Genomic DNA, 25,160 nt, shown 5'->3' on the forward strand with positions numbered 1-25,160 from the left:
TGGGGGCGGCGGCGCTGTTAGTATGCGCTCAAGCGTCGCCTTCCGGCATGAAATTTTCGGTCGTGTTTGTTGCTTTTTTGAAACAATATTTCATTGCGAAAGGACAGCGGGGCCGTCCTCAGAATGCCAGCGCCTGCCGCAAGTCGGGCCGTTCGCTCCAGCGCGCCAGCGCCTCGGCCATGCGTTCGCTTTCGGCGATGGCACGGCTCCAGTCCCGCGTGCGGGCCGCGTGGTCCTGGCCGTAGAACTTGAAGTCGCGCCGGTCCGGCAGTTTGCCGTTGGGGAGGCTGGCCACGAAGTCGGGGGAGGGCGAGACCAGGATCACGTTGTCCAGCGCGGCGTCGCGCGCGCGGCGCCACGGCATGGATTTATCGAGCCAGCCGGGCACGATGTGGTCGGCGAAGTGCGGGTACAGCACCAGGCCGGGATCGCGCTGGTAGGGCAGGTGCAGGTGGTAGTCGATCAGGCCGCCGTCCCAGTAGTTGCCGTCCGGCGCGCCGGCGATGCCCGACACGGCTTGCAGCACCAGCGGAATGGAACCGGAGGCCAGCAGCGCGTCGCGCAGGTTGGCGTCGGACAGGCCGACGAAGTGGCCCGCGAAGGCGTCGAAGGGCTGGCGCAACCAGTGCGCCTCGTCGCGCCCGTCGTGAAACACCACACGTTCCATGGATGCGGCCAGACGATTGCGCGAGAGCGCGTTGCTGGCGGCGGCGCGCAGGAAGCCGGCCATTTCGCGCCAGCGTACCCCGCCCGTTGCCGCCAGCGGCCCCGTGCCGCGCACGGTGAGCACGGCCAGCCGGTGGCCGGGGTGGCTCAGCACTTCGGCGCCGCGCCCGTCCAGCACTTCATCGAGCAGCGCGCGGCAGGTGCGGCTGACGTAGGCCGCATCCACCTTGGCCGGGTAGCGCTGCGCCGCGTACAGGCGGGCCAGCCGGCGCTGCGCGGCCACGGGATCGTGGAACGCGGCGGCGGCCATGCGCCAGGCGCCGATCGAGGCGCCCACCAGCGCGCGCTGGCGCGGGGCCTGCGGCAGCCAGGAACCGAACAGCCAGCAGTCGATGCCGTTCAGGATCAGGCCCTTGGGGCCGCCGGCCGCGGCGGGGATGATGGCCACGTCTTCCGGCCGCAGGCCATCGGCGGCGATGCGCTCGCGCGCGCGCCGGCCCAGGCGGATGGTGATCGGTGACGTCATGCGGTCTTTACACTCACTTCAAGCCGCCGCCCAGCGCCCGGTACAGGTCGATGGCGCTGGTGGTACGCAGCAGGCGCGCCTGCACCAGCGACTGCTGGCTGGCGAACAGTTCGCGCTGGGCGTCGAGCACGTCGAGCGAACTGGCCACGCCGTTGGCGAAGCGCAGTTCCAGCAACCGCAGGCGGTCGGCCTGGGCGTCCTGGATGGCGCGCTGCGCCGTCACCTGGTCGCCCAGGTAGCTGCGCGCGGCCAGCGCGTCGGCCACTTCGCGGAAGGCGACCTGGATGGTCTTCTCGTAGTCGGCCACCGCCAGGTTCTTGCGTACTTCGCTCAAGTTCAGGTTGGCGCGGTTGCGGCCCGCGTCGAAGATGGGCAGTACCAGTTGCGGCGCGAACGACCAGCTGCCGGAACCGCTGCCGAACAGGCCGCCCAGCGTGGGGCTGCTGCTGCCCACGGCCGCCGTCAGGCTCACGCGCGGGAAGAAGGCGGCCCGCGCGGCGCCGATGTTGGCGTTGGCGGACTTGAGGCGCTGCTCGGCGGCGCGGATGTCGGGGCGGCGCGTGAGCAGGTCAGATGGCAGGCCGGCCGGCAGGGCGCTCATGGCGTCGATCTGGGCGTCGCTGGCCAGGGCGCTGCCGCTGGCACTGCCGCCGGCGCCGGCATTGCCGGCAGCATTGGCCGGCGTAGCGGCTGGTGCCGGGGCGGGCGGTTGGCCCACCAGCAGCGTCAGCGCGTTCTCCGCCTGCGCGCGCTGGCGCGCCAGGGTGAGCGCGGCCGCGCGGGCCGTCTCCATCAGCGTTTCGTTGGTGCGCAAATCGAGCAGCGACGAGGCGCCCACGTTGGCGCGCTGGCGCGTCAGGTCGTAGGTACGCTGGCGGGTCTCGAAGCTTTGCTGGGCCAGCGCGTACTGCTCGGCGTAGGCACGCTCCGTGTAATAGGCCTTGGCCACGTCGGCCACCAGGCCGATTTGCGCCGCCTGGCGCGCTTCGTCCGTGGCCAGGTAGGCCGCCAGCGCCGCGTCGTTCAGGCTTTTCACGCGGCCGAAGAAGTCCAGCTCGAAGGCCGGCATGGACAGGCCCGCGTCGTAGCGCTTGCCGATGGTGCTATGGCCACTGGAGGTGAGGAAGGCGGGCGTCTTGGCGCGCGTGTCGGCCACGCTGGCGTTCACGTTGGGCAGCCGGTCGGCGGACTGGATGTCGTACTGGGCCCGCGCTTCCTCCATGCGCAGCGCGGCCGTACGCAGGTCGCGGTTGTGTTCCAGCGCGGTGGCGATCAGCTGCTGAAGGCGGACATCCGCGAAGTAGTCGCGCCAGCCCGTGTCGGCGGCGGCTTTGCCATTGGCGGCGCTGTCGGCGGCCGACGCTTCGGGCCAGGTGGCGGCCACCGGCGCGGCCGGGGTCTGCAAGGTGGGCGCCAGCGAGCAGGCCGACAACAGGCCGGCCGCCATCAGCGCGGTCAACAGGGTGTGGCCGGGCTTAGTCATGTTTTTTCTCCACAGGCAGGTCCAGTTCATGTGCGGCCAGGCGGCGCTGGCGTTCGCTGCCCTTGAATATGCGGCGGATCACGACGAAGAACACGGGCACCAGGAACACGGCCAGCACGGTGGCCGTGATCATGCCGCCCATCACGCCGGTGCCGATGGCGCGCTGGCTGGCCGAACCGGCGCCGCTGGCCACCACCAGCGGCAGCACCCCGAGGATGAAGGCCAGCGAGGTCATGATGATGGGGCGGAAGCGCAGGTGCACCGCTTCCAGCGTCGATTCGATCAGGCCCTTGCCTTGCGCCTGCAAGTCCTTGGCGAACTCGATGATCAGGATCGCGTTCTTGGCCGACAGGCCGATGATGGCGATCAGGCCGACCTTGAAGTAGACGTCGTTGGGCAGGCCGCGCAAGGTGGCGCCCAACAGCGCGCCCAGCACGCCCAGCGGCACCACCAGCAGCACGGCGACCGGGATCGATTCGCTTTCATACAGCGCGGCCAGCACCAGGAAGGCCGCCAGCAGCGACAGCGCGAACAGGGCAGGGGCCTGCGAGCCGGAGGTCTTTTCTTCCAGCGACTGGCCGGTCCACTCGATGCCAAAGCCGGGCGGCAGTTGTTCGGCCAGCCGTTCCAGTTCGGCCATGGCTTCGCCGGTGGAGCGGCCAGGGGCCGCGTCGCCGGTCAGCTTGATGGCGGGGTAGCCGTTGTAGCGCACCAGTTGCACGGGACCGTTGATCCAGTGCGAGCGGGCGAACGAGGCGAACGGCACCATGGCGCCGCTGGCGCTGCGCACGTTGAGCTTCATCAGGTCTTCCGGCTGCAGGCGCTGCGGCGCGTCGGCCTGCACGATCACGCGCTGCTGGCGGCCGGCGCTGGCGAAGTCGTTCACGTAGGACGAGCCGAGCGAGATCGACAACATGCTGTTGATGTCGGCGAAGGCCACGCCCAGCGCGTTGGCTTTTTCGCGGTCGATGTCCAGTTGCAGTTGCGGCGCGTCTTCCAGGCCTTCGGGGCGCACGCCTTTCAGCACCTTGCTCTTGCCGGCCAGTTCCAGCAACTGGTTGCGGGCGGCCAGCAGGGCGGCGTGGCCCTGGCCGCTGCGGTCCTGCAGGCGTGCCGTGATGCCGGTGGCGTTACCGAGTTCGCGGATGGGCGGAGGGCTGAGCGGGAACACGATGGCGTCCGAAATGCCGGACAGGGCGCCGAACGCGCGTTGCGCGATGGCGGTGGCCGACTGGTCGGGCCCCCGTTCGCTCCAGTCCTTGAGCGGCACGAACACCAAACCGGCGTTCTGGCCATTGCCCGAGAAGCTGAAGCCGGCCACCGCGATGGTGCGCGCCACGCCGGGCTGCTGGCGGAAGTAGGCGTCCACCTTGGCCAGCACGGCGGCCGTGCGGCTGGTGGAGGCGCCGGCCGGCAGCTGTACGTTGGTGATCAGATAGCCCTGGTCCTCATTGGGCAGGAACGACGAAGGCAGGCGCGCGTACAGCCAGCCCACCACGCCCAGGATCAGCGCGAAGATCACGAGATAGCGGCCGGTGCGCGTCAGGATTTTCGCGATCATGCCCTGGTAGCCGGTGGCGGTGACGGCGAAGCGGCGGTTGAACCAGCCGAAGAAGCCGCGCTTTTCGTGGTGATGGCCCGCTTCCACCGGCTGCAGGATGGTGGCGCACAGGGCTGGCGTGAGCGACAGCGCCATCAGCGCCGAGAACACCATGGCCGACACCATCGACAGCGAGAACTGGCGGTAGATGGCGCCCACGGCGCCGCCGAAGAAGGCCATCGGGATGAACACGGCGATCAGCACCAGCGTGATGCCGATGATGGCGCCGGTGATCTGGCTCATGGCCTTGCGGGTGGCGTCGCGCGGCGACAGGCCTTCCTCGCTCATGATGCGCTCGACGTTCTCCACCACGACGATGGCGTCGTCCACCAGGATACCGATCGCCAGCACCATGCCGAACATGGTGAGCACGTTGATCGAGAAGCCGAACACCTGCATGGTGGCGAAGGTGCCCATCAACGCCACCGGCACGACGATGGTGGGGATCAGCGTGTAGCGTATGTTTTGCAGGAACAGATACATCACGAGGAACACCAGTATCACCGCTTCCAGCAGGGTCTTCACCACTTCCTCGATGGAGATCTTGACGAACAGCGAGGTGTCATAAGGCACCGTGTACTTCACGCCGGGTGGGAAGTATTTGGCCAGCTGGTCCATCTTGTTGCGCACGGCCGTCGCCGTTTGCAGCGCGTTACCGGACAGGGACAGCTGCACGCCGATGGCGGAGAACGGCGCGCCGTTCAGGCGCGCGTTGATGCTGTAGCTGGCGCCGCCCATCTCGATGCGGGCCACGTCCGACAACCGCACCAGCGAGCCGTTGGGATTGGCGCGCAGGACGATGCGGCCGAATTCGTCCGTCGAGGACAACTGGCCGGTGACGACGATGGGGGCCGAATACGTCTGCCGCGCGGGGCTGGGCAAGTCGCCCAGCGTGCCGGAGGCCACCTGCGCGTTCTGGGCCTTGATGGCGGCCGTCACGTCGGCCATGGTCATCTTCAGGCCCACCAGCTTGGCCGGGTCGATCCAGATGCGCATGGCGCGCTCGGTGCCGAACAACTGGGCCTGGCCCACGCCGGGAATGCGCTTGATCTCGTTGACGACGTTGCGGGCCAGGTAGTCGCCCAGCGCGGTCGGATCGAGCTTGCCGTCGGTGGAGGACAGGCCGACGAACATCAGGATGTTGGAGCGCGCCTTGTTGACCTGCACGCCCTGCTGGGTGACGGCGGCCGGCAGGCGCGACTCGACCCGCTTGATGCGGTTCTGCACGTCCACCGCCGCCAGGTCCGGATTGGTGCCCGGCTGGAAGGTGACGGTGATGGTGACGGCGCCGTTGGCTTCGCTCTGGGACTCGACGTACTGCAAGCCGTCGGCGCCGTTCATTTCCTGCTCGATCACGCTGGTGACGGCGTCGTCCAGCACCTGCGCCGTGGCGCCGGGGTAGTTGGCCGTGATGACGATGGACGGCGGGGCGATGGTCGGATACTGGGCCACCGGCAGCTTGGTGATGGCCAGCGCGCCGCCCAGCAGGATGAACAGCGCGATCACCCACGCGAAAACGGGGCGATCGATGAAGAACTTAGGCATCTGTGCTCCCCGCGCTTATTTGGCTGTGGCCGGCGCGGCGCCAGCCGGAGCGGAGGCCGAAGCCGAAGCCGAAGCCGAAGCTGAAGCGGGCCCGGTCCACGGCTGCGGCTTGACCTGCGCGCCCGGCTTGGCCTTCTGGAAGCCTTCCACGATGATGCGTTCACCGCCTTTCAGGCCGGCGCTGATCACCCAGTCCTGGCCCTGGGCGTTGTCGGCCACCACGGGCTGCGATTGCACCTTGTTGTCCTCGCCCACCACCAGCACGGAGGCGCCTTCCGGTCCGCGCACCACGGCCTGCTGCGGCACGGTGATGGCGGCCTCGCGCACGCCTTGCTCCAGGCGCGCGCGCACGTACATGCCCGGCAGCAGGGTGTGCTGGGGATTCGGGAACTCGGCCCGCATCGACACGGCGCCCGTGCTTTCATCGACCGACACGTCCGAGAACAGCAGCTTGCCCGGCAGCGGATAGGTCTGGCCATCCTCCGTCACCAGCGTGACCTTGGCCTGGCCCTTGCCGGCGCTGGTCAGTTTGCCGCTGGCCAGCGCGCGCTGCAATTTCAGCAGCTCGGTGGACGACTGGGTGATGGTGACGTAGATCGGATCGATCTGCTGCACGGTAGCCATGGGCGTCGCTTCGCCCTGGCCCACCAGCGCGCCTTCCGTCACCAGCGCGCGGCTGGCGCGGCCGGAGATGGGGGCGGTGACGGTGGCGTAACCGAGCGTGAGGCTGGCGTTCTGGCGCGCGGCCCGTGCCGTGGCCACGTCGGCGCTGGCCTGCTTCTGGGCCGTGACGGCGTCGTCGTATTCCTGCTGGCTCACGGCTTGGGCGGCCAGCAGCGGCTTGTAGCGCTTCACTTTCAGGTCGGCCTGGGCCAGGTTCGCTTCGGCCTTGGAGACGGCCGCCTGGGCGCTGTCGTAGGAAGCCTGGAAGCTGGCCGGATCGATCCGGAACAGTACCTGTCCCGCCTTGACGTCGCTGCCTTCCGTGTAGACCCGCTGCAGCACGATGCCGGCCGTGCGCGCCCGTACCTGGGCCGTGCGCGACGCTTCCAGCCGGCCCGGCAGCTCGGTGCTCAGGGTAACGGCGGCGGGGGCGACGGTGATGGTGGCGACTGTGGGCGGCGGTGGCGGGCTGCCGTTGCCGGCGGCCTTGTCGCCGCAGGCGGCCAGCGTGGCCAGGGTCAGGAGGGAGAGGGCGACAGACGTGCAGCGCGGGACTGATCTCATGGATGTCTCGTAAGTTGGAATGGTTGGCTGTACTGGTCCCCGGCGCGTGATAGGGGCGGGGTGGGTTGCAGCATTGTAATACAGCAATTCGTGTAACGTTTTGTAGCCGACAACTTTGGAAATGGCAGCGGGGACGGCACCCGCGCCCGGCATGTGCCGGGCCACGTGCGCCGTCCCCGCTGGCGAGGAAGCTGGGCTGGGCCGATCAGCGCATGCCGGAGATGATCTGTTTCAGCTTGCCCGAGTCGGCGCAGAAGGCGCGGATGCCCTCGGCCAGTTTTTCCGTGGCCATGGCGTCTTCGTTGAGCATGAAGCGGAACGATTTCTCGTCCAGCGACATCTTGCCCACGGCGGCGGCCGGCGCGGATTCGGCCGACAGCTTGCGCGTGACGGGAGCGTCGCTGCTGGCCAGTTGCTGCAGCAGGTCAGGGCTGATGGTGAGCAGGTCGCAGCCGGCCAGTTCCAGGATCTGGCCCGTGTTGCGGAAGCTGGCGCCCATCACCTCGGTCTGGTAACCGAACTTGCGGTAGTAGTTGTAGATGCGCTTGACGGACTGCACGCCTGGATCCTCAGCCGGCGCGTACTCGATGCCGGTCGATTTCTTGTACCAGTCGTAGATGCGGCCCACGAACGGCGAAATGAGCTGGGCGCCCGCTTCCGCGCAGGCGATGGCCTGGCCCAGCGAGAACAGCAGCGTCATATTGCAGTGGATGCATTCCTTCTCCAGGATTTCCGCCGCGCGGATGCCTTCCCAGGTGGCGGCCATCTTGATCAGCACGCGCTCGCGGTCGAAGCCGGCCGTCTCGTACAGGTGGATCAGTTCACGGGCCTTGGCCACCGAGCCTTCCGTGTCGAACGACAGGCGGGCGTCGATCTCGGTCGAGACGCGGCCGGAGACGATCTTCAGGATTTCGCCGCCGAAGGCGATCAGCAGGTGGTCGATCACGTCGCCGGTGCTGGCGTTAGGGTTGTCGCGCACGGCCTTTTCCAGCAGTGGCTTGTATTCGTCCTTCTGCACCGCCTTCAGGATCAGCGACGGGTTGGTGGTGGCGTCGCGCGGGGTGTAGGCCTTCATCGACTGGAAATCGCCAGTGTCGGCGACGACGGTGGTGAATTGCTTGAGCTGTTCGAGTTGATTCATGTGCGGTGCCAATAGAGGTAAGCGAAATTGCAAAGAGTATCTTAGCTTATTGTCCTCATGCTTGGTCAAATGATAAATACGGAGCGCGTGATGTCACGCTCCGTGCCGTTGCGCGGCGCCTACTTGTGGGCCAGGGCAGCGAGGATGTGGTGCAGTTCGCGCAGGAAGTCCGAGGGCGGCGTGGCTGGACTGGCAGCGCCCGGGGCGGCGGCGGGACGCACGCTGGCGGGACGGGTGGAAAGGGGCGCGCAGGGGACTGGCGTGTGGTTCGCGTTGAGCAGTGTTGCCATCTTGAACTCCTTGTCGATTTGGTTTGCTTATTTTCTACTGTTCCTGCGGTGGGATAAATACGTATAATCGAATTGAGTATTCCAAAAATGGAGCAATGATTGGATGTGCTGAACTACATGCGGCTGTTCGTGGAAGTGGCCCGGCGCAAGAGCTTCCGCGCCGCCGCCGACGCGCTGGACATGCCCAACTCCACGCTGTCGCGCAATATCGCGGAACTGGAAAAGATCATCGGCCTGCGGCTGCTGAACCGCTCGACCCGCAAAGTGGAGCTGACGGCGGCCGGCGAAGTGTATTTCAAGCGCTGCCAGAGCATCGTCGAGGAAGCGCTGTCGGCGCACCAGGCGCTGCGCGACGTATCCGAGCGGCCCATCGGCACCTTGCGGGTGTCGATGACGTCCGACTTCGCCATCGGCTACCTGGCGCCCATTCTCGGTGACTTCGCGCGCGCTTATCCGCTCATCAAATTCAACTTCGACATCACGGTGCGGCCCGTCGATTTGCAGACGGAGCCGATCGACCTGGCCATCCGCATGGGCCGTCCGCCGGCCGGCCCCAACTCGCTGGTGGTGCGCCAGATCGCCACGCTGCCGCGCTACCTGTACGCGGCGCCCGAATACCTGGCGCGGGCGCCCAAGCTGCTGCATGCGAGCGACCTGTCCAATCATTCGCTGTGCGTGGGCCGGGGCGCGGCGCGCGAGACGGACGTGTGGCGCCGACTGCATCGCGGCGGCGAGACGGTGGAAGTGATGGGCGGCTCGCGTTTCGTCAGCAACAGCGCGGAGGTGAACCGCGCCATGGCCGCCAGCGGCATCGGCATCGCCGGCCTCGATCCGCGCATCGTGCGGCAGGACGTGGAAGCGGGGCGGCTGGTGCGCGTGCTGCCGGACTGGCAGCTGGAACCGACCCATGTGTACGCGATCACGGACACGCGCCACCTGCCGGCGCGCACCAAGCTGTTCATCGCCTTCCTGATGGAGCAGTTGGGCAACCAGATTTCGATCGCCCAGGAAGACCCGGAGACGGCCGACGCGCAACTGTTGATGGACGAATTGTCCGGCATCCTGGCCGGGATCACGGGCAGCAGCGGCAAGGCTTCGTTCGACGTGGCCGACGTGCGCGGCGAGACGGCCTGCTTCGCCGTGGCGCGCAACCTGCAGGGCGTGGCGATCGGCTGCGGCGCGTTCCGGCCCTTGCAGCCGGGCGTGGCCGAGGTCAAGCGCATGTACGCGCGCGCGGGCAACGCGGGCACGGGGCGGGCCATCCTCGCCTTCCTGGAGCGCGAGGCGACGGCACGGGGCTACCGCGAAATGTGGCTGGAGACGCGCGCGGTCAACCGGCGCGCCGTGCAGTTCTACACGGCGGCCGGCTACACGCCGATTGAGAACTACGGGAAGTATGCGGGCAATCCGCTGGCCGTGTGCTTCGCCAAGCAGCTCGGTTTCAGCGCTGGTATAGTGTTTGGCGCCCAGTCATCCTGAAGGAGTTCATCGTGAGCCTGCATGCCAGCGTGGCGTTTTTCGATACCCAGTTCCAGCGCCAGATCGCGCAGCACGAATTCGCGCTCAACCCGTTCGAGCAGGCCGCGCTGCCCCATTTGCGCGGGCGGATACTGGACTTTGGCTGCGGTATGGGCAACCTGGCCTTGCATGCGGCGCGCGTCGGGCACGAGGTCGTCGCTTACGACGCCAGCCCGGCCGCCATCGCCCACCTGCAACAGGTGGCCCGCGACGAGGCGTTGCCCTTGCGTGCGGCGGTGGCGGACCTGCGCGAGATGCGCATGCAGGAGCAGTTCGACACGGTGGTCTGCATCGGCCTGCTGACGTTCTTCGACTGCCCCACGGCGCTCAGCCAGTTGGCGCATTTGCAGTCGCTGCTGCGGCCGGGCGGCGTGGCCGTGGTCAACGTGCTGACCGAGGGAACAACTTACATGGATATGTTCTCGCCAGAAGGACACTGCCTGTTCAAACAGGGCGAGCTGCTGGCGCAGTTTGACGGCTGGCGCATCCTCGCGCACGAACCGCGCAGCTTCCCCGCGCCGGGCGGCACGGTGAAGGCGTTCGATACGGTGATCGCGGAGCGCGTCTAGTTTGCTTAGCCGATGAAGGAGTCGAACTGCAGGTCGAATTCCTGCAGCGCTTTTTGCGCGTTCTGCATCTTCTTGCGGAACTCGGGGCCGCGTTGCAGGGCCAGGCCCACCGCCAGCACATCGATCACCACCAGGTAGGCCAATCGCGCCGAGATTGGCGTGTACGGGTCGGTGTTGAAGATCAGGTCGATCGGGATCAGCACCGTCGCCTCCTCGGCCAGCGGCGTGCCCGAAGGCGCCATCACGATCACGTCCGCGCCGCCACGGCGCGCCAGCTTGGCCGAGCGCACCAGCGGCGGGCTGTTGCCGCGCTGGGAGATGGCCACCACGGCGTCGCCGGTGCGCAGCAGCGCTGCCGCGATGGCGTGGATGGCCGGGTCGGCGTAGGCCACGGTCGGCACGCCGGAGCGGAAGAATTTGTGCTGCGCGTCGGCCGCCACGATGCCAGAGGTGCCCTGGCCGTAGAACTCGATCTTGTTGGCCTTGGACAGGATGTCGAGCGCCTTCTGGATCGCTTCCGGATCGAGGTTGTTGCGCAGGTCCAGCAGGGTGTTGATGGAGCGGCTGCAGATCTTGTTGACCAGGTCTGCGGCCAGGTCGTCCTGGGCCGGCTGCTCGTTCAGGCCCGGCAGGGCCAGCGCCAGGCCCTGGGCCAGCTTGAGCTTGAACTCATGCCAGCCGTCGTAGCCCAGCGTGCGGCAAAAGCGCACCACGGTCGGCTCGGACACCTGGGCGCTCTTGGCCAGCGCCGTGATGTTCTGGTTGACCGTCTGCGCCGGCTGTTCCAGCACAGCCAGCGCGACCTTGCGCTCGGACTTGGACAGCGAGTCGAGCTGGGTGCGGATGGAATCGAGCAGCATTATTGAATCAGTCTTCCGGCAAGGGTGAAACAGGGGTTTCGCGGTGCACGGCACCGCGCCTGCGTAACGGTCTGGCCATGCATGGCCAGACTCCTTGCCCTTCCATTCTTAGTCTTCAGGAAGGGCTTCTTCGCGCCACTGCAAGCCATCGCGGCCGATCAGGGCCGAGGCGGCGGCCGGGCCCCAGGTGCCGGCGGCGTAGGGGATCGGCATGGTGTCGTCCTGCTCCCAGTTGTTCAGGATAGGCTCGACCCACTCCCATGCCGCTTCCAGTTCGTCGCCGCGCATGAACAGGGTCAGTTGGCCGCGCAGCACGTCCAGCAGCAGGCGCTCGTAGGCGTCCATGCGGGGCGACTTGAACGATTCGCGGAAGTCCAGCTCCAGCTCGGCCGGTTTCAGGCGCATGCCGTCGCCGGGCGTCTTGGCCATCAGGTTCATGCGCAGGCCTTCGTCCGGCTGCAGGCGGATCACCAGCGAATTGGGCTGGAAGCTCGACGTGGGCTGGTGGAAGATCGAATGGGGGATGTGCTTGAAGCGCACCACGATCTCGGCCAGCGAATCGGCCATGCGCTTGCCGGTGCGCAGGTAGAACGGCACGCCGGCCCAGCGCCAGGTGTCGATTTCCGCCTTCATGGCGACGAAGGTCTCGGTGCGCGACATTTCCGGCGCATCCGGTTCGTCGCGGTAGCTCGGCACGGCCTTGCCGTCCACGTGGCCGGCGCGGTACTGGCCGCGCACGATGTTCTGCGCCAGCGTGGTCGGGGTGAATTTCTTCAGCGAGCGCAGCACCTGCAGCTTGGCGTCGCGCACGGCATCCGGCGCGATCGAGGTGGGCGGCTCCATGGCCACGATACACAGCAGTTGCAGCAGGTGGTTCTGCAGCATGTCGCGCAGCGCGCCCGAGGTGTCGTAGTAGCCCATGCGGTTGCCCACGCCCAGTTTCTCGGCGATGGTGATCTGCACGTCCGAGATCCATTCGCGGCGCCACAGCGGCTCGAACAGGATGTTACCGAAGCGCAGGGCCAGCAGGTTCTGCACGGTTTCCTTGCCCAGGTAGTGGTCGATCCGGTAGATCTGCGATTCGGCGAATACCTTGCCCACTTCGGCGTTGATCTGCTTGGCCGAGGCCAGGTCGCGGCCCAGCGGTTTTTCCAGCACCACGCGCGAGTTGGGCGTGACCAGGCCGTTGGCGGCCAGGTTGTCGCAGATTTGCGAGAACAGGTGCGGCGGCGTGGCCAGGTAGTACACGCGGGTCAGGGCCGGGTCTTCGCGCAGCGCGTTGATCAGCGGGCCGTAGCTGTCCACGTCGGTGGCGCTCAGCGACACATAGACGATGCGTGCCGTGAAGCGGGCCCACGCCTCGGCCGTCACGGCCGGCGACTTGATGTGCGGGCGCGAGGTGGTTTCCACCGTGTGCAGGAAGGCGTCCTGGCCGTAGTCCTGACGGCCCACGCAGATGATGCGCGCCGTTGGCGGCAAGTCGTTGGCGACGTCGCGCGCGTACATCGCTGGCAGCAGTTTGCGCATTGCCAGATCGCCGCTGCCGCCAAACAGAACCAGGTCAAAATCGGTAAGAGCCATAATATGTGTGTGATCGCAAAAGTGGTGGTGCCGGAAGGGTGCTGCCTCAATGTAAATTTACTACACGAAAAGCCGCAACGCAAGAAAATTTACTACAATCTGGGCGGCGCGTTGCGGCGCCGCCATGCGGACTTACTCGATGTAGGCCGGTTCGACCCGGCCTGCCACATCCACCCGCACCGACAGGACGCGGCCCGTGTGGGGATACTGCTCGGCCTCGCCGGCGGGGCGCTTGTAGCTGGCGCTGGTGATGTACAGCGTGCGCAGGTCGGCGCCGCCGAACGCCACCATCGTCGGGCAGCGGGCGGGCAGGGGAATCTCGTCGAGGATGGCGCCATCCGGGGACAGCTTGAGCACGCGCGCCCCTTCGAACATGGCGCACCAGTAGTTGCCTTCGCTGTCCACGGCCGCGCCGTCGGGACGGCCGCCGTAGTTATTCGTGCGGTCGGTCGGGAACTGCATCAGCGTGCGCGGTTCGGATACGCTGCCGCTGGCCAGGTCGTAGGCGTAGCGGGTGATGCGGTGGGCCGTCGTGTCGCTGTGGTACATGGTGTGCTGGTCGGGGCTGAAACCGAGGCCGTTCGAGACCGTCATGCCGCCCGACCAGACCTTGCGCACTTCGCCCCGTTCCAGCACGTACATCTCGGCCGCCTGGCGGTCGCGCGGCTCGTAGATGGTGCCGACCCAGAAGCGGCCCGCCGCGTCGGCGCGGCCATCGTTGAAGCGGGTGGTGGCCGTGTCGTAGGGCGCGGGGGCGATGTCGGTCAGTTCGCCGCTGTCCGTGTTCAGGTGCGCGAAGCCGCGCCGCAGGGCGACGATCAGGCCGCCATTCTCGTTGCGCGCCAGCGCCGACGGTTCGCTCGCCATCGGGTACTTGCGGTGCGCGCCGGTGGACGGCGCCAGCCGGTGCACGGCGCAGCCTTCGATATCGACCCAGTACAGGGCCTGTTCCTCGGGATGCCACAGCGGGCATTCGCCGACCTGCATGACGGCGTCGAAGGCGGGAATGATCTCGTATTTGCTCATAGCGTTGTTCGTTGAGAGTTACAGGTGCTGCGCGGCCTTGGCCATGACGATCAGGCCATTGGTCGAGCTGTCGTGGCGTTCGGGGGCGATCTCGCCCGTCAGCTCCGCGTGGATGTTCTTGGCCAGCACCTTGCCCAGTTCCACGCCCCACTGGTCGAAGCTGTTCACGTTCCACAGCACGCCCTGCACGAAGGTCTTGTGCTCGTACAGCGCGATCAGGGCGCCCAGCAGGGGCGGCGTGAGCTGGTCCATGAGGATGGTGTTGCTGGGGCGGTTGCCGGGGAAGGTCTTGTGCGGCACCAGCGCTTCGATCTGCTCGGCGCTCAGGTTCTGGCCGCGCAGGTCGGCGCGCACTTCGTCGGCCGTCTTGCCCGTCATGAAGGCTTCCGACTGGGCGAAGCAGTTGGCCAGCAGCGCGTCGTGGTGGCCCGCCAGGTCGTGGGTGGGGCGCAGCGCGGCGATGAAGTCGATCGGCGTCACGTCCGTGCCCTGGTGCAGCAGCTGGAAGTAGGCGTGTTGGGCGTTGGTGCCGCATTCGCCCCACACCACGGGGCAGGTGGGCACGCCCACGTCGGCGCCGTCGCGCGTGACGCGCTTGCCGTTGCTCTCCATGTCGAGCTGCTGCAGGTAGGCCGGGAAACGGCTCAGGTCCTGGTGGTAGGGCGCGATCGACAGCGAGCTGCAGCCGAGGAACTGGCGGTTCCAGAAGCCCACCAGTGCCAGCAGCACCGGCATGTTCTCGGCCAGCGGCGCGGTGCGGAAATGTTCGTCCAGCGCGTGGGCGCCGGCCAGGAAATCGCTGAAGTAGCCAAAGCCCACCGACAGCGCCACGGCCAGGCCGATCGACGACCACACGGAATAGCGGCCGCCCACCCAGTCCCAGAACGGGAACATATTGGCCGGGTCGATGCCAAAGGCCCGGACCGCTTCCGTGTTGGTGGAGACGGCCACGAAGTGGCGCGCCAGCCCATCCTCGCTGGCGCCGCGCAGGAACCAGTTGCGCGCCGTCTGCGCATTGAGCATGGTCTCGGCGGTGACGAAAGTCTTGGAGGCGACGATGAACAGCGTCGTTTCAGGGGTGACCTGTTCCAGCACGGCGTCCATGTCGTGGCCGTCCACGTTGGAGACGAAGTGCATCTTCAGGCGCGGGTGCGCGTACGAGCGCAATGCCAGGCACACCATTTTCGGGCCCAGGTCGGAGCCGCCGATGCCGATGTTGACCACGTCCGTGATGGCCTTGCCCGTGTGGCCGGTCCAGGCGCCACTGCGCACGCGGTCCGTGAACTCCTTGATGTGATCGAGCACGGCGTGCACGTCACGCACCACATCCTGGCCATCGACCACCAATTTGTTGCCGCGCGGCATACGCAGGGCCGTATGCAGCACGGCGCGTTGCTCGGTAAGATTGATCTTCTCGCCCGCGAACATGGCGTCGCGCTGGCGCTCCACGCCGCGCTCGCGCGCCAGGTCCAGCAGCAGTTCCATGGTGCTGGCGTCCAGCCGGTTCTTGGAATAGTCCAGGAACAGGCCGGCCGCGTCCACGGTCAGCTTGGGGAAGCGCTGGGCATCCTGGGCGAACAGGTCGCGCAGTGTCCACTGGCGGGCCGTGGCGGCGTGGGATTGGAGGGCCTGGAAGCTGGCCGTGGCGGGGAGGGCGGGCTGGCGCATAATGGTTGGCGTCGTCGTGTGGCTGGGTTGGAAAAGGCACCGCGCAACTGCGGGTGCGGTCCGGATGGCTAATAATACATGAAAAACAGGTAAATTCACTACACTTTCGTGCGCGGCCTTATGCTGCCTGGGTTTCCTCCTCCCGACTCTCTTGGTGGGGCCGGGTGTTTTTGCATGGCTGTGATAAAAAAGATGCGATAAAAGATCGGATTGTCGGATTTTTTGTAGTAAAATTTCACCGAATTCTTCATTCATAAGGAACGATCATGGCGGTGCATCCTGTACTTGAAACCGTAACGGCGCGGATTATCCAGCGCAGCAAACCTTCGCGCGGCGCCTACCTGGCCCACCTGGAGGCGGCCCGCGTCAAGGGCGTGCAGCGCGGCGCGCTGTCGTGTACCAACCTGGCGCACGGCTTCGCCGCCTTCCCGGCCAACGACAAGCTGGTGCTGAAGGAAGTGAAGAAGCCTTCCGTGGCCATCGTCTCGGCCTACAACGACATGCTGTCGGCGCACCAGCCGTTCGAGAGCTTCCCCCGCATCATCAAGGACGCCGTGCGCGAAGTGGGCGCCGTGGCGCAGTTCGCCGGCGGCGTGCCGGCCATGTGCGACGGCGTGACCCAGGGCCAGCCTGGCATGGAGCTGTCGCTGTTCTCGCGCGACGCCATCGCCATGGGCACGGCCGTGGCGCTGTCGCACAATATGTTCGACTCGGCCCTGTACCTGGGCGTGTGCGACAAGATCGTGCCGGGCCTCTTGATCGGCGCGCTGCACTTCGGCCATTTGCCGGCCGTGTTCGTGCCGGCTGGCCCGATGACCAGCGGCCTGTCCAACTCCGACAAGGCCAAGGTGCGCCAGCTGTACGCGCAAGGCAAGGCCACCCGCGAGGAACTGCTCGAAGGCGAGGCCAAGTCCTACCACGGCGCCGGCACCTGCACCTTCTACGGCACCGCCAACAGCAACCAGATGCTGATGGAAGTGATGGGCCTGCATTTGCCGGGCGCCGCCTTCATCACCCCTGGCACGCCGCTGCGCGACGCGCTGACGGCGGCTGCCGCCAAGCGCGCGGCCCAGATCACGGCCCAGAGCGACAACTACCTGCCGGTTGGCCACATCGTTGACGAGAAGTGCATCGTCAACGCCGTCGTCGGCCTGCTGGCCACGGGCGGTTCCACCAACCACACGCTGCACCTGGTGGCCATTGCCAAGGCGGCCGGCATCGTGATCGACTGGGACGATTTCAATGAGCTGTCGGCCGTGGTGCCACTGCTGGCCCGCATCTACCCGAACGGCGAAGCGGACGTGAACCACTTCCACGCCGCCGGCGGCACCGGCTTCGTGATCCGCGAACTGCTGGACGCCGGCCTGCTGCACGACGACGTCACCACCATCCTGGGCAAGGGCTTGCGCGCGCACTGCGGCGAGCCGTTCCTGTCGGACGACGGCAAGGGCGTGGTATGGCAGGCGTCGCCGCTGGAATCGGGCGACGAGGCCGTGCTGCGCAAGGCCGGCGCGCCATTCTCGGCCGACGGCGGCATGGTGCTGGTCAAGGGCAACCTGGGCCGCGCCGTGATGAAGGTGTCGGCCGTCAAGCCGCAGCACCGCACGGTGGAAGCGCCGGCGCTGGTGTTCAACTCGCAGGAAGATTTCATGGCCCAGTACAAGGCTGGCAAGCTCGATCGCGACTTCGTGGCCGTGCTGCGCTTCCAGGGCCCGCGCGCCAACGGCATGCCGGAGCTGCACGCGCTCACGCCGGCGCTGGCCAACCTGCAGGATGCCGGCCGCCGCGTGGCGCTGGTGACGGACGGCCGCATGTCGGGCGCGTCGGGCAAGGTGCCGGCCGCGATCCACGTGTCGCCGGAAATCCTGGCCGGCGGTCCGCTGGGCCTGGTGCGCGACGGCGATATGATCCGCCTGGATGCGGCCAGCGGCACGCTGGAAGCGCTGGTGCCGTCGGACGTGTGGTGCGCGCGCGCGCTGGCCACGGCCGACCTGTCGCCCAACGCCGTGGGCATGGGGCGCGAACTGTTCTCGATGTTCCGCGCCAGCGTGTGTGCGGCCGAGCAGGGCGCCACCACGTTCCCGCTGCCGTCGCCGATTCCGACCACGGTCGGCCTGCATGACGTCGACACGCCGGGCAACACCGTGCCCGGTTCCGATGAAGACTACTCGATGAAGAAAGAAGCCTAAGCCATGACCATGACTCTGCTCGACATTATGCGTACCTCGGCCGTGATCCCCGTGATCGCGATCGATGATCCTGACCATGCCGTACCGCTGGCGCGCGCGCTGGTGGCCGGCGGCATCCGCGTGCTGGAAGTGACGCTGCGCACCAAGCATGGCCTGGGCGCGATCCGCGCCATGTCGGCGGTGGAAGGGGCCATCGTCGGCGTGGGCACGCTGACCCAGCCCGAGGAATTCGCCGCCGCGCGCGACGCGGGCGCCGTGTTCGGCGTCTCGCCCGGCCTGACGCCGGCCCTGATCGCCGCCGCCAAGAGCAGCGGCCTGCCGCTGCTGCCGGGTGTGATGACGCCGTCCGAAGTGATGGCCGCGCGCGAGCATGGCTTCCAGCAGCTCAAGCTGTTCCCGGCCGTGCCGGCCGGCGGCGTGGGCATGCTGAGTGCCATCGGCGGCCCGCTGCCGGACGTGACGTTCTGCCCCACGGGCGGTATTTCGCAAGAGACGGCGTCGCAGTTCCTGGCGCTCAAGAACGTGGCCTGCGTGGGCGGCTCCTGGCTCACGCCGAAGGACGCCATCGCGGCCGGCAACTGGGACCGCATCACGGACCTGGCCAAGGCGGCCAGCAGCCTGCGTTAAGCGCGCTGGGTACAAGAAAAAACGACGCCATGGGCGTCGTTTTTTCTTGCGCGGGCTTGAAAATCTGTCCTTGTTTAGTTCTTGGTAAGAATCGTCTCTTGCATGCACATAATTGAAGTTTTGTTTGACGACCACCCATGCCGGGAGTAAAACACTACTTGCACATGCGAACTTTCTTCGCCAGGGACGGCGCCGTGAAATCCGTCCTGTTGGCACTACCCATGGGAGCGCAACAATGAAGCGTCGCTCGTTCCTGTTGCGTGGCGCGGCGTGCGCCGTGTCGTTCAGCGCCTTGTTCTGGTGTGGCCCAGCCGGCGCGGCCAGCAAGGAAATCGTCTACATCACCGCCAAGCTTGACCTGCCGTTCTGGGGCACGCTGGGCAAGGGCGTGGAATCGGTGGCGCTGGCCAATGGCTATACCTACAGCGCGATGGACAGCCAGCTCAATCCGCAGATGCAACTCCAGCATGCGCGCGAGGCCATCGCCCGTGGCGTGGCGGGCATCGTCATCTCGCCGGTCGACAGCCAGTCCGCGCCCGACACGCTGGAGCTGGCGCGCAGGGCCGGCGTGCCGGTGGTGATCGCCGATATCGGCACCAACAGCGGGCAGTATGTCTCCTACATCAAGTCCGACAACTACCGCGGCGCCTACGAGGTGGGCACGGCGGTGGCGGCCGCGCTCAAGGAGCGGGGCTGGCAGCATGATCCGTTCGCGCTGGTGACCATTTCGCTGGCGCGCAAGAATGGCCAGGATCGCACCAACGGTTTTCGCGACGCGATGAAGGATGCGGGCATCAGCCACGAAGGGGGACTGCGCCAGATGCAGAACTATTCGGCCGACGAGACCAGCGGCTTTGTCAAGAGCCTGCTGGCGGCCACGCCCAGGCCGCGCAGCATTTTCATCGAGACCGACCAGCCCACGATGGGGGCGCTGCACACCATCAAGGCCGCGAAAAAACAGAACGAGGTGTTGATTGGATCGTTCGACGCCATGCCCGAGGTGGCCGAGCTGCTCAAGGCCGGGCCGCTGGTGGCGTGCGGCATGCAGCAGCCTTACCTGATGGGCGTGAAGTCGGCCGAAGCGCTGGTGGAGAGCCTGCACGGCAAGGTGCCGGCCAAGCAGATCACCGTGCCTATCCTGGTGGCGACCAGCAGGAACATCGAGCAGCTGATGCCTGTGGCGAACAAGACCGTGTTTGGCATCGCCGCCAAATAGCCAGCAGCCACTGTGGCCATGCGCCTCCCGCACCTGAAGATAGGCCAGCGCCTGGCGTTCGGGTACGGGTTTGTCATTGTGCTGTTGATCGCGATGACGCTGGTGGGGGTGGCCAGGCTGGGCGCATTGAGCCGCACCACCGACGCGGCGCTGCGGGACAAATATCCGAACACGGTGCTGGTCAATGAAGTGATCTTCGAACTTGGGGCGGTCGCGCGCGCCATGCGCAATACCCTCATCATGAGCGAGCCGGACCAGGTCAAGGCGCAGCTGGCCGATATCGCGCGCGCCAAGCTGCGCGTGACGGCGCTGATGCGCCAGCTGACCCTGAACGTGCGCGATCCGGCCGGCGTGGAGATCCTGCAGCAGATCGAGATCATCCGCTCGGCTTACACCTTCAACCAGGACGAGTTCATCGCGCTGTTGGCCGATGGCCGGCATGGCGAGGCCAAGAACCTGCTGCTGGTCGACCTGGACCCCTACCAGGGCGACTATTTCTGCGCACTGGAAAAATTGCAGCAGCATGAGAGCGCCCTGATGGAACAGGCCAGGCGCGAAATCGACGCGTCCTACCAGCGGGCACGCGTCCGCATGCTGGCGCTCAGCGGCTTCGCCGCCTTGCTGAGCGTCGCCATCACGTTCGGCATCACCCGCTCGCTGCTGCGGCAACTGGGCGGTGAGCCCGACTACGCGACGGCCATCGCGCGCCAGATCGCCGCCGGCCAGATGGACATCGAGATCGCCATCGCGCCACGCGACCGGGCCAGCCTGCTGTATGCGATGAAGGTCATGCGCGACCGGCTGGAGGAGCGCAGCTTCGCGCTGCAGGAGACCAATGCGGAACTGGAGCAGTCGCTCGAATCGCTGAAGATGACGCAGGATGACCTGGTGCGCAGCGAGAAGCTGGCGGCGCTGGGCGCACTGGTGGCCGGCGTGGCGCACGAACTGAATACGCCGATCGGCAACGGGCTGCTGGCGGCCAGTTCGCTGGCCGACCATCTGCGCAATTTTGAGCGCGAGGTGGCCGCTGGCCTGCGCAAGTCGGCGCTGGACGCGCACCTGGCGGAGGTGAACCAGGCTGCCGAGATCATGTTGCGCAACCTGAACCGGGCGGTGGACCTGGTGGCCAGTTTCAAGCAGGTGGCGGTGGACCGCGCCAGTTCACAAGGGCGCCAGTTCCTGCTTGACGAGGTGGTCACGGAAATCATGCTGACCTTGTGGCCATCGCTGAAAAATTGCGGGGTCACCATCTCGCATGACATCCCGCCCGGGATCAGCATGCACAGCTATCCGGGCGCGTTGGGGCAGGTGCTGACCAACCTGGTCAACAACGCCGTGATTCACGGCTTCGACGGCGCCCACGGCGGTTGCGTGGCCGTGTGCGCGCGCGTGCGCGACGACGGCTGGGTCGAACTGGAAGTGCGCGACGATGGCGTCGGCATCGCGCCCGCGCACCTGGGGCGCATCTACGACCCCTTCTTCACCACCAAGCTGGGCAAGGGCGGTTCCGGGCTGGGCCTGAACATCGTCTACAACCTGGTGCGCGGCGTGCTCGATGGGCGCATCGCCGTGCGGAGCGAAGTGGGCAAGGGCACGGTCTTCACGGTGACGCTGCCGCTCGATGCCATCCACGGCTGACGGCAGCCAATCAGCCGGCCAGGCCGAAACGCTGCGCCATCATGCGCAGATAGTCTTGCTCGCCCAGTTGGGCGCGGGCGGCCAGCAGCGCTTGCGCGTCTTCGCCGGCCACGTAGGCCACTTGCGGGCCTTCGTCCGTCACCGCTTGCAGCACCACTTGCGCGATCTGTTCCGGCGTTGAATAGCTGCCGCTGCGCTGGCGGAAGGCCGCCAGCACCTTGGCCACCGTGCCGGCGTAGGGATGGTCGTCGCCTTCGAACGTCGTGCTGAGCGAGCGGCCCGCGAAGTCGGTGGCCACGCCGCCCGGCGCCACGTAGCGGGCGCGGATGTTGAACGGCGCCAGTTCGTAGCTCAAGCCTTCGGTGAAACCCACCACGGCGTACTTGGTGGCGTGGTAGATGGCGTTGAGCGGCATCGTCACCAGGCCGCCGATGGAGGCGATGTTGACGATGGTGCCGCCGCGCTGGGCGCGCATCAGGGGCAGGGCGGCGCGGGTGACGTCCATCATGCCGCTCAGGTTGGTGGCCAGCTGGCGTTCGATCAGCTCGCGGCTGGCCGTCTCGAACGGGCCGAAGGCGCCAAAGCCGGCGTTGTTGACGATGGCGTCCAGCCGGCCGTGGCGGCTTTCGATGGCAGCGAAGGCGGCGGCGATCGAGGCGCGATCGCTCACGTCGAGCGGCAGCAGGTCCACATGGGGCAGGCCGGCCAGCGTGCCGGCCTGGCTGGTGTCGCGCATGGTGGCCACCACCTGCCAGCCCTGGGCTGCGCACAACTGGGCGCTGGCGCGGCCGATGCCGCTGGAGCAACCGGTGATGAGGATGATCTTTTTCATGTTTTGACGAATATTTATTCGGTTAAAGGTTAAAAAAACACGCTCAAGCTTTGAGCGCATCCCAGCACAACATGAACGCCGTGCTGCGCGTGGCCTCGTCGTCCGGCAGCGCGCCGGCGCGGATCTGGCTGGCCGTTTCCTTGACCGAGCCGCTGATGCTGGCGATCAGGAACGGCACGGGGACGGGCTTGATCACTTCGGCGCGCTGCCCGCCGGCGAGGAAGTCGGCGAAGAACTGGCTGAAGCGGGCGCTCAGTTCGCGGTTGGCCACGCTGGCCATGTGGGCGCCGTGGTACTGCTCCTGGAACTGCCATTCCGCGTGCCGTTCCAGGCGATGGGCGAGCATATTGTGCCAGATGCCGCGCAGCCTGGCCTTGAACGGGGCGTTGGCGTCGTCCTGCGCCAGCCAGCGCTGGAAGGTCAGTTGCTTGGCGTTGTGGTACAGCGTGTCGAGCAGGGCTTCCCTGGAATCGTAATAGACGTAGAGCGTGCTGGTGGCCACGCCGGCGCGGCGGGCGATGTCGGCCAGGGTCAGCCCGGCCAGGCCCCGTTCGCCCACCAGCGCGTAGGTGGCGGCGGCGATGGCGGCCAGCTTTTTCTCGTCTTTCGGTTTCATGTCGGCATTTTAAGCGAATATATATTCGTTTTCAAGCATCGTTGGCGGCCTTGTGAGCGTGCTGCTCATTCACCAGGGCCGCTCGCACCAATTCCGGGTGCTGTCGCGCTATGCGCATTAATGCCTGTGCTGCGCCCGATGGCGTACGCCGCTCTTGCTCCCATTCTTGCAAGGTGCGTTTGGAAATGCTGAGCGCTGCGGCAAACTGTGCTTGAGATAAACCTAGCTGCTGCCGCGCTGCGACCACGTCGTTCAGCACCACCGTCGTGACACGTGCAGCGTTACCCGCTTTCATTTCTCGTATGGATTGCAACAAGCGTTGTCCAAATGCTTCCGCTTCTGCTTGTGTATCGGCGGATTGTTTGTCTTTAGTCATGTTCTAACTCCTGCCGGATTGCCCTCAGAATGTGCGCGGGAATGTTGTCATGTGTGGATTTTGCATAGGCCATGAGTAACCATAGCTCGCCGGCGCGCGTGCGCACAAAGTAAATAATCCGAACGCCACCACGTTTGCCCTTTCCAGGCCTGGACCAACGCAATTTCCGGCATCCTCCGCTGCCAGGAATGACTTCGCCCGCTTCGGGGCGTGCAGCCAGCCAGACGAAGAGTTCAGCCCGTTCCTGTTCGGTCCAGAACCGATCGGCGTCTGCCTAGAAAGTCGGGGTTTCGACGATCGTGAGCATTTTCAATATACGTCAAGGACGTATGGTCTGCAATCATGTCAGTTGGGTGGGGGGCGGAAGTCAAGCCAGCGCCTGGGCCACTACGCGGTTGCGGCCGTCGCGCTTGGCCTGGTACAGGGCGCGGTCGGCGGCGCTGATCAGGGCTGCCGCGTCGGCCGCGCTGTCGGCGTGGCGGGTGGCGATGCCGATGCTGACCGTGACCAGTTGCCCCTCGCCGCCGGGCAGGTGCGGGATCGCCAGTTCGATGGTGCGCAGCCTGATCGCCTCGGCCATCTGGCGCGCCTGCTCGGCGTCCGTGTCGGGCAGGATGGCGGCGAATTCCTCGCCGCCGTAGCGGGCCAGCAGGTCGCACGGCCGCTTGAACATGGCCGCCAGCGCGGCCGCCACCTGGATCAGGCACTGGTCGCCCTGCGGGTGGCCGTAGTGGTCGTTGTAGGCCTTGAAGCTGTCGATGTCGATCATCAGCAGCGACAGCGGCAAGCTGCCGCGCCGCGCGCGCCGGTGCTCCTTTTCGATCGCCATGTCGAAGTGGCGGCGGTTGGCGATACCCGTCAGGCCGTCGGAGAAGGTTTGCGAGCGCAGCACCATGGTCTGTTCGCGCAGCAGTTTTTCCCGCCCCACGGCCAGGCTGACGTCGTTGATCTGGATCAGGCAGTGGCGGGCGGCGCCGGCTACGGCGATGGGCGTCACTTCCACCGCCTGCTGCACCCGTTCGCCGCGCGCGGCCGCCGCCGCGCTCGCGTACAGGGGGAACGGGGCCTTGTTCAGGCTTTGCGACAGCAGCGAGGGGAAGTTGTTGTGCAGCGCCTGGGTGACGGCCGCTTCCACCCGCTGGCCGCGCAGTTCGGGAAACACGTCCAGCAAGTCGCTGCCGGCCACGCTGTCGGCGCTGCGGCCCGTGCGGCGTGCCATCCAGTGGTTCCACAGCACGATGCGGCGCTCGCCATCGAGCACGATGGCGCCCACGTTCAGGTTGCCCAGCACTTGCTGCAGCAGCATCAGGCGCTCGCCGTCCGTGCCCATGGCGTCAGGCCTGGCCCATCGCCCGCGCGATGTAGAGGTTGATCTGTTCCTTCAGGTCATGCAGGGCGGAAATGTCGAGGATGAAGGCAACGTAGCCGTGGATCTGGTGCTTTTCCAGCACGAAGTCGATGTGCAGCATCAGCACGATGGCGTCGGCCACGCTGCCCGAGGCCGTGAGGATCTCGTCGCTGGTGCCCACGTGGTATTCGGGCAGCGAGCCATGCAGTTCGCGCTGGAAGATGTTGGCCAGCGTGCCCACGCAGGCGTTGAGGATGATGTTGCCGATCTCGCACAGGGCTTCCTGCTCCATCTCCGTCAATTCCTTGAGCGGCACGGCCTCGCCCACCATCAGGCGCACGATCTCCAGGCTCTTGTCCTCCGGGAACATGAGGATCGCTTCCGTGTCGAACGCGCCCGCGTAGTGTTGGCTGACGCCGCAGATGCGTTCGGCCGGCACATCCTGCCCGCCCAGCAGGCGGGCCGCGGCCGTGCGCTGCATGAAGCGGATCGAGGGCACGGACATGCGCACTTCCTCGTTGACGATGGCGCTCATGGCCGATGCCGCCTGTCCCACGCCGATGTTGAAGATTTCGACCAGCGCGTCGTTTTCCAGTTCGCTCAGGTTGAACATGGCGC

Annotated in this window: 21 protein-coding genes; 6 read left to right on the top strand and 15 right to left on the bottom strand. The window is 66.6% G+C overall.

Annotated elements, in window-relative coordinates; genetic code table 11:
• Positions 1–118: 118 nt before the first annotated feature.
• From H3H36_RS09380 to H3H36_RS09405, 6 genes are all read right to left on the bottom strand, one after another.
• Positions 119–1,192: a patatin-like phospholipase family protein gene (locus tag H3H36_RS09380; RefSeq protein WP_182216613.1), complete on the bottom strand. Its 1,074-nt coding sequence runs from the start codon at positions 1,190–1,192 to the stop codon at positions 119–121.
• A 13-nt stretch (positions 1,193–1,205) separates the two neighbouring features.
• Entirely contained in the window at positions 1,206–2,675 is a 1,470-nt protein-coding gene (locus H3H36_RS09385; protein ID WP_182216615.1) for an efflux transporter outer membrane subunit, read from the bottom strand.
• A complete protein-coding gene (locus tag H3H36_RS09390; protein ID WP_182216617.1) occupies positions 2,668–5,820 on the bottom strand; it encodes an efflux RND transporter permease subunit in 3,153 nt (1,050 codons plus the stop codon). Before H3H36_RS09390 ends, H3H36_RS09385 begins: the two co-directional genes overlap by 8 nt.
• Positions 5,821–5,835: 15 nt before the next feature.
• Positions 5,836–7,047: an efflux RND transporter periplasmic adaptor subunit gene (locus tag H3H36_RS09395; RefSeq protein ID WP_182216619.1), complete on the bottom strand. Its 1,212-nt coding sequence runs from the start codon at positions 7,045–7,047 to the stop codon at positions 5,836–5,838.
• 205 nt (positions 7,048–7,252) lie between these two features.
• Positions 7,253–8,188, bottom strand: coding sequence for a transaldolase (gene tal, locus H3H36_RS09400; RefSeq protein ID WP_182216622.1), 936 nt, complete (start codon positions 8,186–8,188; stop codon positions 7,253–7,255).
• 119 nt (positions 8,189–8,307) lie between these two features.
• Entirely contained in the window at positions 8,308–8,478 is a 171-nt protein-coding gene (locus H3H36_RS09405) for a hypothetical protein (RefSeq protein ID WP_182216624.1), read from the bottom strand.
• 105 nt (positions 8,479–8,583) lie between these two features.
• Between H3H36_RS09405 and H3H36_RS27520 the strand changes: the two genes are divergently transcribed.
• The gene (locus H3H36_RS27520; RefSeq protein WP_311196616.1) at positions 8,584–9,957 is read left to right on the top strand and encodes a GNAT family N-acetyltransferase; all 1,374 of its coding nucleotides are present in this window, start codon (positions 8,584–8,586) and stop codon (positions 9,955–9,957) included.
• Between the two features lie 11 nt (positions 9,958–9,968).
• Positions 9,969–10,565, top strand: a complete 597-nt coding sequence (locus H3H36_RS09415; RefSeq protein WP_182216629.1) for an SAM-dependent methyltransferase — start codon at positions 9,969–9,971, stop codon at positions 10,563–10,565.
• A 5-nt stretch (positions 10,566–10,570) separates the two neighbouring features.
• On the opposite strand, the gene H3H36_RS09420 is transcribed toward H3H36_RS09415, so the two are convergent.
• The 4 genes from H3H36_RS09420 to pgi all read right to left on the bottom strand — a co-directional run bounded on the left by H3H36_RS09420 (position 10,571) and on the right by pgi (position 15,700).
• Positions 10,571–11,425: an SIS domain-containing protein gene (locus H3H36_RS09420; protein WP_182166481.1), complete on the bottom strand. Its 855-nt coding sequence runs from the start codon at positions 11,423–11,425 to the stop codon at positions 10,571–10,573.
• A 108-nt stretch (positions 11,426–11,533) separates the two neighbouring features.
• Complete coding sequence (gene zwf / locus H3H36_RS09425) at positions 11,534–13,006, bottom strand: glucose-6-phosphate dehydrogenase (RefSeq protein ID WP_182216631.1); 1,473 nt, start codon at positions 13,004–13,006, stop codon at positions 11,534–11,536.
• 132 nt (positions 13,007–13,138) lie between these two features.
• A complete protein-coding gene (locus tag H3H36_RS09430) occupies positions 13,139–14,032 on the bottom strand; it encodes an SMP-30/gluconolactonase/LRE family protein (RefSeq protein ID WP_182216633.1) in 894 nt (297 codons plus the stop codon).
• 18 nt (positions 14,033–14,050) lie between these two features.
• Positions 14,051–15,700 (bottom strand): glucose-6-phosphate isomerase, encoded by a 1,650-nt coding sequence (pgi, locus tag H3H36_RS09435; protein ID WP_182216635.1) that lies wholly within the window; start codon positions 15,698–15,700, stop codon positions 14,051–14,053.
• 266 nt (positions 15,701–15,966) lie between these two features.
• On the opposite strand from pgi, the gene edd reads away from it, so the two are divergent.
• The 4 genes from edd (at position 15,967) to H3H36_RS09455 (ending at position 21,370) form a co-directional block, all read left to right on the top strand.
• Positions 15,967–17,889 (top strand): phosphogluconate dehydratase, encoded by a 1,923-nt coding sequence (gene edd, locus H3H36_RS09440; RefSeq protein WP_182216637.1) that lies wholly within the window; start codon positions 15,967–15,969, stop codon positions 17,887–17,889.
• A 3-nt stretch (positions 17,890–17,892) separates the two neighbouring features.
• Positions 17,893–18,516 (top strand): bifunctional 4-hydroxy-2-oxoglutarate aldolase/2-dehydro-3-deoxy-phosphogluconate aldolase, encoded by a 624-nt coding sequence (gene eda, locus H3H36_RS09445; protein ID WP_182216639.1) that lies wholly within the window; start codon positions 17,893–17,895, stop codon positions 18,514–18,516.
• Between the two features lie 235 nt (positions 18,517–18,751).
• Complete coding sequence (locus tag H3H36_RS09450) at positions 18,752–19,732, top strand: substrate-binding domain-containing protein (RefSeq protein ID WP_182216642.1); 981 nt, start codon at positions 18,752–18,754, stop codon at positions 19,730–19,732.
• A gap of 18 nt (positions 19,733–19,750) precedes the next feature.
• On the top strand, positions 19,751–21,370 hold the full coding sequence (locus tag H3H36_RS09455; protein ID WP_229219836.1) for an ATP-binding protein: 1,620 nt from the start codon (positions 19,751–19,753) through the stop codon (positions 21,368–21,370).
• 10 nt (positions 21,371–21,380) lie between these two features.
• On the opposite strand, the gene H3H36_RS09460 is transcribed toward H3H36_RS09455, so the two are convergent.
• The 5 genes from H3H36_RS09460 to H3H36_RS09480 all read right to left on the bottom strand — a co-directional run bounded on the left by H3H36_RS09460 (position 21,381) and on the right by H3H36_RS09480 (position 25,155).
• Positions 21,381–22,202, bottom strand: coding sequence for an SDR family oxidoreductase (locus H3H36_RS09460; protein ID WP_182216646.1), 822 nt, complete (start codon positions 22,200–22,202; stop codon positions 21,381–21,383).
• A 43-nt stretch (positions 22,203–22,245) separates the two neighbouring features.
• Positions 22,246–22,818 (bottom strand): TetR/AcrR family transcriptional regulator, encoded by a 573-nt coding sequence (locus H3H36_RS09465; protein ID WP_182216648.1) that lies wholly within the window; start codon positions 22,816–22,818, stop codon positions 22,246–22,248.
• A 31-nt stretch (positions 22,819–22,849) separates the two neighbouring features.
• Entirely contained in the window at positions 22,850–23,194 is a 345-nt protein-coding gene (locus H3H36_RS09470; RefSeq protein WP_182216650.1) for a helix-turn-helix domain-containing protein, read from the bottom strand.
• A gap of 367 nt (positions 23,195–23,561) precedes the next feature.
• Positions 23,562–24,524 carry a sensor domain-containing diguanylate cyclase gene (locus tag H3H36_RS09475; protein ID WP_182216652.1) on the bottom strand — a complete coding sequence of 321 codons (963 nt, stop codon included), beginning with the start codon at positions 24,522–24,524 and terminating at the stop codon, positions 23,562–23,564.
• A gap of 4 nt (positions 24,525–24,528) precedes the next feature.
• The gene (locus H3H36_RS09480) at positions 24,529–25,155 is read right to left on the bottom strand and encodes a chemotaxis protein CheC (protein ID WP_182216654.1); all 627 of its coding nucleotides are present in this window, start codon (positions 25,153–25,155) and stop codon (positions 24,529–24,531) included.
• Between the last annotated feature and the right edge of the window lie 5 nt (positions 25,156–25,160).

This window comes from Rugamonas fusca, from assembly GCF_014042365.1.
Classification (GTDB): Bacteria; Pseudomonadota; Gammaproteobacteria; order Burkholderiales; family Burkholderiaceae_D; genus Rugamonas; species Rugamonas fusca.